This window comes from Myxococcales bacterium, from assembly GCA_012517325.1.
Classification (GTDB): Bacteria; Lernaellota; Lernaellaia; order Lernaellales; family Lernaellaceae; genus JAAYVF01.
In genome coordinates, this window is record JAAYVF010000103.1 from 1 (window position 1) to 8377 (window position 8377).

Consider the following 8377-nt stretch of genomic DNA (forward strand, 5'->3'; position numbering starts at 1 on the left):
GGGCAGCTGCCCCTCCAGGACGCAGACCAGCAACCTCATCCGCTGTAACTCCTTGGGAGTCATCGAAATCATGTCCTTCTTCATGGGGGACATAATCGCTAAGCAGTTACAGGGGACAAAGTCGCTAAGCTAATACAGCCGCCGCTCGCGGGTTGCGCCCCTCCGCGAATGGGTTTAATGTCAACCGGCTTTTTCAAATATTTTTTGACCCGCGGGCGCTCCTGCCGCGTCCGCGGTCGGTGGGCATGCGAAAGAAGGAGACAGAGAAGATGAACACCAAACGTCGCAGTTGGGCAGAGCCTTACAAAATCAAGATGGTCGAACCGATCAAGATGACGACCCCGGAATATCGGGAAAAGTGCATCCGGGAGGCGGGCTACAACACCTTCCTGCTGCGCAGCGAGGACGTGTACATCGACCTGCTCACCGATTCAGGCACCAGCGCCATGAGCGATTGGCAATGGGCCGGCTTGATGATGGGTGACGAGGCGTATGCCGGCAGCAAGAATTTCTATTACATGGTCGAGACCATCCAGCAGATTTACGGTTACCAGTACGTGGTGCCCGCGCACCAGGGCCGCGGCGCCGAACACATCATGTCGCAATGCCTGATCAAGCAGGGCGACGTCATTCCGGGCAACATGTACTTCACCACCACCCGCCTGCACCAGGAACTGGCCGGCGGCAAATTCGTCGACGTGATCATCGACGAGGCGCACGATCCGCAAAGCACCTATCCCTTCAAGGGCAACATCGACCTGGACAAACTGAAGTACTGGATCGACAAAGTGGGCGCCGCGCGCATTCCGTACGTCAGTTTCGCGGGCACCGTCAACATGGCGGGCGGCCAGCCGGTCAGCATGCAGAATTTCCGCGAAGTGTACGAATTGTGCCAAAAGCACGGCATCGCGGTGATGTTCGACGCCACCCGCCTGGTGGAAAACGCCTATTTCATTCAGCAGCGCGAACCGGGCTACCAGGACAAATCCGTGGCCGAAATCGTCAAGGAAGCGGCCGGGTATTCCGACGGCTGCACGATGTCGTCGAAAAAAGACCACCTGGTCAACATCGGCGGCTTCCTGGCCATGAACGATCCGGAATTTTTCGACAAAGCCCGCAACATGGTCGTGATGTACGAAGGCCTGCACACTTACGGCGGCATGGCCGGCCGCGACATGGAAGCCCTGGCGCGCGGTATCCGCGAATGCGTCCAGGACGAGCACATCGCCGCGCGGGTCGGCCAGGTGTTGTACCTCGGCCAGTTGCTGCTCGAGGCCGGGGTGCCGATCGTCGAACCGGTGGGCGGCCACGCGGTGTTCCTCGACGCGAAACGCTTTTATCCGCACATTCCGCAAAGCCAGTTCCCCGCTCAGGCGCTGGCGGCCGAGCTGTACGCCGAATCGGGCGTCCGGGCCATGGAACGCGGCGTCGTTTCGGCGGGGCGCAACGCCGAAACCGGCGACCATAACTATCCAAAGCTGGAACTCGTCCGGCTGACGATCCCTCGCCGCGTCTACACCCAGGCGCACATGGACGTCACCGCCGAATCAGTCATCGAATGCTACCAGCAGCGCGAAAAAGCGACCGGCCTCAAGATGGTCTACGAACCCCAATACCTGCGGTTCTTCCAGGCCAAGTTCGAAAAACTCGCCAAGTAATCGCTGATCAAAAAGGAAGCGGCGCGGTTGGCCGGGAAACCAACCGCGCCGACGCCAGGGAGATGAAGGAGGTTCCAGTAAACTGTCTACGGTTTACGTTTGATGTTCAGAGCGGCGTTGACGTTCGTCCGTATTTTCACGACGCTCCTGACGTATCGTTGATTTCAAATCATCCAGCTTGCGGAGCTGGTCGTCACTGAGCAAGGCGTTGACCGCGAGCTGATGGGCGATCTGCCGTTGTAGAATACGGCCCTGCGCCTCGTTCAGATCCGCCGCCGCCCGTTCGGCCTTGCGTTGATTGGGCCGACGGTCTTTCATCACCTGGTTCAGTTCGAGTTGCGCCTTTTTGACAGCCGCTTCCAGGTCGATCAGATCACGGTCGCGAGCCAGTTCCAAATCTTCCAGCTTGTTGATCTGGTCGTCGCTCAAATTCAGCGCCTGGGCCACGTTTGCGTTTCGCCAGAAAGGACCGTAACCCCAACCGGGAAATTGTCCCGGGGCCATGATACCCCGACCGGGACCCATGCCGCGCCAGCCCGGTCCGGCCCATGTCGGCGCCGCCAACACCAGGCCGGTCAACGCCAACATTGCCGTCAGCAGTAAGAAATTCCGGTTCATCGCTTTACCCTTTGGGTTTCAACACCCAGATGATCGCTCATTAACAAAGACACGACTCGAAAAGGGAGGTTAAGCCGGAAAATTCAAAGCCGATTTTCCAGGCCGATATAATGCTTGATGCTCCGGAACGGGAATGGTATTAAACAGCGTCTCTCGATGGGGAAAAGGCCTTTGAGCAGCGAAATCAATACGACCGGCACGAACGGCCATTCCAACGATGTCAATGCTTATCCGGTTTCATTCTTGGGGTGGTTGTTTTTTTTCTTGCCGCAAATCGCCATCCTGGTTTTTCTTGCGGTGTGTGTTTTGGCCATCCTGCGGAACGGCGGATCCCCTAAATTGTTCTTTGCGTTGGTGCCGATTTTCATAGTAAATGCAATTAGTTACATCACCGTTCGTCGGAGTTGCTGATGCTCCTGATGATTCCGGCGACCTTGTGCCTCTGCTTGTTGGTTGTGCACAGTCTGTTTTTTCGGCCTCACCGCACGACCCTGCTTTTCTTCATCATCGGTTTTTTCGCCGCCCAGTTGTACGGCGGCCCGGATTTTTATATTTTTAATATGAAGCAAATAACCATTCCAGTGATGCTCATTGTTCGCGAATATCAGGTTCCAGTGCTTAATATCATCGGATTTCTTTTTACTTTTTATTGTTCAATGAACCTGGCGATAGGCATTCTGTCAAAAAATAGACCCACGATCTCCTTTTTCTATCTGCTCCTTTATACCGTCTACATCGGCGCGCTGATTGGTATCGCCATTGAATATACCAATGAGGTCGCCGGATGGTGGACCTGGCGGCTGGAAACGAACATTTTGCAATTATTCGGCGTTTGGAGCTGGCGATCGCTGCTTTTTTTCCCTCTTTTTTATCAATTTTTCATTCCTTCGCAAAAGCAAAGAAAAAAGGCTTTATTTTGGAGTATTGGTTGGTTGATTTTTTTCGGTGCTTGGATGATTTATGTCGATATTTATACATTCCTTCGACCCTTGACCGTCGTCCTTTGGATCAGTTTGCCGTTCCTGGTGTCGTATTTGGATAAATATGTCAGAATCAGCATTCGCGCCGACCTGCTTCAGTTCAATCATGCCGTTTCGCCCTTCGGACGGCGGAAAGGGCAAGCCGCCGCTACCGGCGGGGAAGGCAAATAACGAACTCGCCGGCCCGTCTTTTCCGCTGCCGACCGTTGCGCATCCGCTTCGAAGCTTGACCGCCCGAAACGATGATGAGATATTGAAATCAAAGCGATCAAGACGGTCGGAAGCCGGCGAGCCCTTTCAAATCATGAGCCAACAAGAGCAGGTTGTCCTGTCGAAAAAATGAACCGCCCCCTGTCTCCATATCTGACCATTCTGCGGCCCGAGACATTAATCGCTCCGGTGGTCGGAATTCTTTGCGCCGCGTTGATCGCCTTGAGTCGCTCCGCGGCGGTCGCCGGGGCCGGCGGTCGGTTTCCCATTTTCGGCAACATCTTGTTGGGTTGTCTGGCGGCCGCCCTGCTCAACGCCGCCTCGAATACGTTCAATCAACTCTGGGACATCGAAGAGGACCGGATCAACAAACCGCACCGCGTCATGGTTCTGGGTTTGATTCCCTGGTGGAATGCCCTGGGCTATTCGCTGCTGCTTTACGGCCTCAGCCTGATCATTGCCTATCGGATTCAACCGGCGCCGGGAGTGCGGCATGCCTTCTGGTGCATCGTCCCGACGGTTTTGGCGACCGTTTTCTATTCCGTCAAACCCATTCGCCTCAAAACCAGGGGCTGGTATGCGAATTTCACCATCGCCCTGACGCGCGGCGGACTGCTTTTCGTCGCCGGCTGGAGTTGCGTGGCGCCGGCGAACCGGCTCGAGCCGTGGTTGCTGGGTCTGATCTTTTTGTTGTTTTTGCTGGGCGCCACGACCTCGAAGGATTTCGCCGATCTGCCGGGCGATTCGGCGACCGGTGTGCGCACGCTGCCGGTGCAGTACGGGCATCGCAAGGCGGCGCGGGTCATCACGCCGTTTTTCGTCGCGCCGTGGTTTCTGTTGCCGATCGGCACGCTGTTCCGACTCGACGGCCGGCCGTTGATCACCGCTCAACCGCGGTTGATTTTCGGGTTGGCCGTCCTGCTGGCGATTTACGGCTATTGGATCGCTCGGCTGATCTACCGCACCGAAAATTCCACCGCCGAAACCAACCATCCGTCCTGGCGGCACATGTACCAGATGATGGCGTTGGCTTATATCGGCCTGGCCGTGTGCTATGCCTTCTGAACCGCCGGACGCCGCTTTGAATCCGGGACGCCTGAAGCTGGAATTGTTCTGTTTCGGCGCGCGCCTCGACCCCGAATGCGCCCTGGATCGCGATACCCGCCCGATCAAGCGCACTCGCGGCGGCCTGGGCAGCGGGTTGGACGCGATCCTGCCGGGCGGAGTCTGGGTCAACATTCCGCTTTTCGAAACCTTCGTATCCCGATCGCCGTTTCGGATCGTCAAGCGCGGCGTGACCTACCAACTGTGGCGCGACGACCGTCCGGTTTGCGATCTCCGGTTGCCGCCCAGACCGCGGTGGTATGAGCAGCGCTCCACCGACGGGCGCCTCTTCGGTGAAATCGGCGTGATGCAGGGAACCTATTTTTCGATTTACCCTTCCGAGCTGTGCGGTTTCTGGGCCGCCAAACCGCGCCGGAATTGCCGTTTCTGCTCCGTCGGCCTTTGCCTCGGCCAGACCGAAAGCGAAACCAAAACCGTGCGCGACGTGGTCGAGGCGGTGCGGGCGGCCCGCCGGCACGAGCGGATCACGTTCGTTCACTTCAACACGGGTTTTCTGGAAGACGACCGGCCGCTGGAACTGATACTGCCTTATGTCGAGGCGGTTAAAAGGGAAACCGGTTTGCTGATCGGCGTCCAGTGCCCGCCGGCGATCGACCTGACCTATTACGACCGGTTGAAAAATGCCGGCGCCAATCACCTGTCTTTTTGTTTCGAATTGTTTGATCCGGATCGTTTCGCGCGCATCTGTCCGGGAAAGGCCGAATCGTTCGGCCGCGCGGCCGAGGCGCTTCGCGACGATCCGTTGCTTCGGCAGGTCGCCGAGACGGCCGCCCGCTTTCTGGCCGACGCCCGGCCGCATTCCGGCCAGCTGCCCTTCTATCGGGCGCTGGCGTATTGCGTCCGGCTGTTCGGCAAGGGCCGCATCTCCGGCGAGACCATCGCGGGGTTGGAACCGCCGCGCCGCAGCATCCAGGCCGCCGAATTTCTCGCCGCGCTGGGCGCGGTCAACACCGTTTGCGTTTTTCGGCCGTGCCTCGACACCGATCTGAGCGACCAGCCGCCGCCCGACGCCGACGAACTGGCGCCGGTGTTCGCCCGGATGTACGAGGTCTGCGTCGCGGCGAACATCCCCGTCGGCCTGGCGCCCAACATCAAAACCGCCATGGTCCATCTTCCCGAGGAGGGCCGCTGGCTTTCAACTCATCCCGCCGACGGCGCCTACCGCGCCAAGGCGACCCTGCTGCGCACCCTTTACCGCGGCGCGTTTTCCGTCTCGCGTCTCGGGAAGTGACGGCTGCCCGATGGCGGCCCGGCGACAATTTGCTATCATGGCGCGTCAGCCGGTGGCACGATTCCGAAAGAGCGGAGTGACATGCGCGTTTTTCTGGGCAATGCGCCCTGGCGGAAGCCGGGGTATTACGGGGTGCGGGCGGGCAGCCGCTGGCCGCATTTCGAGGACGAGCGCCTCGAGTACATGCCGTTTCCGTTTTTTCTGGCTTATGCGGCGGCGGTGCTCGAGCGCGCCGGCGTCGAGGTCTGTCTGGTCGACGCCTGCGCCGAGGCGATCGACCTACCCGCGTTTCTCGACCGCGCCGCGGCTTTCGCGCCGGATTTGCTGCTGCTCGAAGTCAGTACGATCTCGATCGATACCGACCTGGCGACCGCGCGCGCCCTGCGCGAACGGCTGCCCGGCGCCCGGCTGGCGTTGTCGGGCCTGCATGCGTTCATGCACGAACCGGCCTGGCTGGCGGCGCATCCCGAAGCCGATTTCGTGCTGGTCGGCGAATACGAACAAACCCTGCTCGAGCTGGCCGGCCGGTTGGCGACCGGCGCCGGCCTCGCCGGTTGCGCCGGGTTGTTGTGGCGCGACGAAGGCGGCGTGTGCGACGAGGGCCGGCGGCCGCTGGTCGAGGAACTCGACGCCCTGCCGTGGCCGGCGCGCCATTTCCTGCCGATGGAACGCTATCACGACGAGCCGGGCTCGATTCCGCGCCCGTCGGTGCAGATGTGGTCGAGCCGCGGCTGCCCGTTCGGCTGCGTGTTCTGCGCCTGGCCGCAAATCATGTACAACTCGCGCCGTTACCGCGTCCGGTCGATCCGCGACACCGTGGACGAGATGGAATGGCTGGTGCGCGAGTGGGGTTTTCGTTCGGTCTATTTCGACGACGACACCTTCAACGTGCACAAGGAACGCACGCTGGCCTTCGCGGGCGAGGTGCGGCGCCGGCGGCTCGGCGTGCCGTGGGCGGTGATGGCCCGCGCCGACCTGATGGATCGCGAGACGCTGGTCGCCCTGCGCGACGCCGGGCTTTATTCGCTCAAGTATGGCGTCGAATCGGCCGACCCGGGGCTGTTGCGCGAAATGGATAAAAGCCTCGACATCGACCGTGTGCGCGAAACGATCCGCCTGACCGCCGAACTCGATATCAAAATGCACCTGACCTTCCTGTTCGGCATGCCCGGCGAAACCCGCGAAACCGCCCGGCGCACCATCGACCTGGCGCTCGCCTCCGGCGCGGAATCGGTGCAGTTTTCGATCGCCACGCCATTCCCTGGCAGCCGATATTACGTCGAACTGGAAAAGACGGGACGGCTGGTGACGAGCGACTTCGAGCGCTACGACGGTTTTCGCAGCGCCGTGGTGCGCACCGAACACCTGGCCCCGCGCGACCTGGAGGAAATCGCCATCGAAGCCAACCGGCGCTGGCAGGAGCAACGCTGGGCCCGGCAACATCCGGACAACCGGTCCGTCGCGAAAAAGGCCGTCGACCTGGCGCGCGAGCCGCAACGGTGGGGCGAAAGTTTCAAACGGTGGTGGCGTCGTTAGCCGGGATTTGCGGCCCGACGTTTTTGTTCTGGGCCACGATGTAGATCTCGAAGCTTTCCTTCCGCGTCGCCTCGGGGCGCACGCAGCGGACCTTGCCGTACGTCAGTTTCACTTCGCCGAGCAATTCGTGGAAATCCGGCCCTTGAAAGAGCTTGCAGACGAACGTCGAGCCGACCTTTCCATAGCGCCGCGCCCAGACGAAGGCCAGCCGCGCCAGGGCGGCGCTGCGATCCTTGTCGACGTGGCGGATGCCCGTGGTGTCCGGCGCCATGTCCGAGAGCACGACGTCGTACGGCACGGCGTCCGCGCCCAGGTCGACGCCCGCCGTCAGGTCGCCGGCCATCGTTCGTAGGTTGGGCAGGCTGAATTTGATCTCGAAGCGGTCGATGCCTACCACACGGCCCGGCGCGCCCACCTGTTGCGCGGCGTATTTGAGCCAGCCGCCCGGCGCGCAGCCGAGGTCGAGCACGCGCTGGCCGGGACGGAACACCTGGAAGCGCTTGTCGATTTCCTGCAGCTTGTAGACGGCGCGCGAGGCGTAGCCTTCTTCCTTCGCCCGCTGGGCGAAGCGATCCCAACGCGGGTCGCCGCTGGTCACCTTGCTCTTTTTCTTGCCCTTCAAAAACATGGCGACACAATAGGCAAATCGGCCGGAAATGCAAAGGGCGCGATTCTCTTTTGGAAATTTGTCGCGATAATGACCAACCAATGCAAAAGGAATGTCTTTTTCAGGGACGACTCAATGAAACACCTTTGACCGACGCCACATTTTTTCTTCGCGCCGAAAAGCCAAAGCGGCCGAGAGGCGCTGGCCCCCCGGCCGCTCGATTCGGTTCAGCCGGTATAAATTATTCCTCGGAACAGCCGGGGTTTGTCGAGCCTCCGAACGGCTCTGTATAGAGGATATTGACCGCGTTGGCGTAAATGGTCATTCCTATCCATGGAGAAGTGATGCCGTCCGTCAGGGTGACGGTGGCGCTGGTCGGAGAACTTGATACGGGATAGCCGAGAATCCAGAA

The 8377-nt window shown here is 60.1% G+C and carries 8 protein-coding genes; 6 read left to right on the plus strand and 2 right to left on the minus strand.

What is annotated here, in order from left to right:
• Positions 1 to 245 precede the first annotated feature (245 nt).
• Positions 246 to 1658, plus strand: coding sequence for a tyrosine phenol-lyase (locus GX444_17875; GenBank protein ID NLH50450.1), 1413 nt, complete (start codon positions 246 to 248; stop codon positions 1656 to 1658).
• 93 nt (positions 1659 to 1751) lie between these two features.
• Here the strand turns inward: GX444_17875 and GX444_17880 are convergent, their stop codons facing one another.
• Positions 1752 to 2276, minus strand: a complete 525-nt coding sequence (locus GX444_17880) for a hypothetical protein (GenBank protein NLH50451.1) — start codon at positions 2274 to 2276, stop codon at positions 1752 to 1754.
• A gap of 171 nt (positions 2277 to 2447) precedes the next feature.
• Here GX444_17880 and GX444_17885 point away from each other — a divergent pair, with 171 nt between their 5' ends.
• From GX444_17885 to GX444_17905, 5 genes are all read left to right on the plus strand, one after another.
• Entirely contained in the window at positions 2448 to 2687 is a 240-nt protein-coding gene (locus GX444_17885; GenBank protein NLH50452.1) for a hypothetical protein, read from the plus strand.
• Positions 2687 to 3427 (plus strand): hypothetical protein, encoded by a 741-nt coding sequence (locus GX444_17890; protein ID NLH50453.1) that lies wholly within the window; start codon positions 2687 to 2689, stop codon positions 3425 to 3427. The genes GX444_17885 and GX444_17890 overlap by 1 nt, the downstream gene beginning before the upstream one ends.
• 168 nt (positions 3428 to 3595) lie before the next feature.
• Positions 3596 to 4531: a UbiA family prenyltransferase gene (locus tag GX444_17895; GenBank protein ID NLH50454.1), complete on the plus strand. Its 936-nt coding sequence runs from the start codon at positions 3596 to 3598 to the stop codon at positions 4529 to 4531.
• Entirely contained in the window at positions 4521 to 5822 is a 1302-nt protein-coding gene (locus GX444_17900) for a hypothetical protein (protein ID NLH50455.1), read from the plus strand. The genes GX444_17895 and GX444_17900 overlap by 11 nt, the downstream gene beginning before the upstream one ends.
• 81 nt (positions 5823 to 5903) lie before the next feature.
• Positions 5904 to 7358, plus strand: coding sequence for a radical SAM protein (locus GX444_17905; GenBank protein ID NLH50456.1), 1455 nt, complete (start codon positions 5904 to 5906; stop codon positions 7356 to 7358).
• Here GX444_17905 and GX444_17910 read toward each other — a convergent pair.
• Positions 7336 to 7986, minus strand: a complete 651-nt coding sequence (locus tag GX444_17910) for an RlmE family RNA methyltransferase (GenBank protein NLH50457.1) — start codon at positions 7984 to 7986, stop codon at positions 7336 to 7338. The two genes, GX444_17905 and GX444_17910, sit on opposite strands and share 23 nt — an antisense overlap.
• Between the last annotated feature and the right edge of the window lie 391 nt (positions 7987 to 8377).

Excerpts from the sequence above, each read along its gene's own strand:
- GX444_17875 (NLH50450.1), top strand. The coding sequence starts at position 246 with ATGCGAAAGAAGGAGACAGAGAAGATGAACACCAAACGTCGCAGTTGG.
- GX444_17880 (NLH50451.1), bottom strand. The coding sequence starts at position 2,276 with ATGAACCGGAATTTCTTACTGCTGACGGCAATGTTGGCGTTGACCGGC.
- GX444_17890 (NLH50453.1), top strand. The coding sequence starts at position 2,687 with ATGCTCCTGATGATTCCGGCGACCTTGTGCCTCTGCTTGTTGGTTGTG.
- GX444_17895 (NLH50454.1), top strand. The coding sequence starts at position 3,596 with ATGAACCGCCCCCTGTCTCCATATCTGACCATTCTGCGGCCCGAGACA.
- GX444_17900 (NLH50455.1), top strand. The coding sequence starts at position 4,521 with ATGCCTTCTGAACCGCCGGACGCCGCTTTGAATCCGGGACGCCTGAAG.
- GX444_17905 (NLH50456.1), top strand. The coding sequence starts at position 5,904 with ATGCGCGTTTTTCTGGGCAATGCGCCCTGGCGGAAGCCGGGGTATTAC.
- GX444_17910 (NLH50457.1), bottom strand. The coding sequence starts at position 7,986 with ATGTTTTTGAAGGGCAAGAAAAAGAGCAAGGTGACCAGCGGCGACCCG.